Here is a 546-nt window from a genome sequence, read left to right on the forward strand (position 1 = left end):
GCGCGGCGAAGGCTTCGGGTGATGTCCGGCTGGGAGCTGGCGCGCTCTCCTACATGGCCATCCACGGCTACTCCACCGGATCTCCCCGCAGTGCGGTGATCGCGGCATCAGCGGCCCGCGAGAAGATCAGGAACCTGGACGCGCCGGCCCTGGAGGCCATGCTGCTGACCCGGCAGGCTAGAGGACACGCGAAGCTCGGCGAGCAGGACGCGGCAGTCGCGGCGCTCGACCGCGCTGCGGAACTCTGCTCCCGAGGCCGGTCTGACAACGACCCGGCCTGGCTGTACTGGATCAACACCGGCGAGATCCACGGACAGTCCGGCAGCTGCTATCTCGACCTCGGCGAGCCCGACAGGGCCGTGACCAGCTTCACCCAGGCGCGGAAGGCGCTCAATCCGGCTGATCAGCGCACCCGTGGCCTGTTCCTCACCCGCGCCGCATCCGCTCACATCCGGGAAGGTGACGTCGACGCAGGATGCGCCACGGCGCACGAAGCACTCGACCTCGCCGAGCAGCTCCAGTCCGCCCGGCTGAACGACCACATTC

General features: G+C 69.0%; 1 pseudogene. It reads left to right on the forward strand.

From position 1 onward, the window contains the following. Nucleotides 1-53: 53 nt before the first annotated feature. Nucleotides 54-546, forward strand: a pseudogene (locus CCN56_RS37410) (XRE family transcriptional regulator); the annotation flags it as partial.

The organism is Streptomyces sp. NRRL B-24572, from assembly GCF_002156145.1.
In the GTDB taxonomy this organism is placed as follows: domain Bacteria; phylum Actinomycetota; class Actinomycetes; order Streptomycetales; family Streptomycetaceae; genus Streptomyces; species Streptomyces vietnamensis.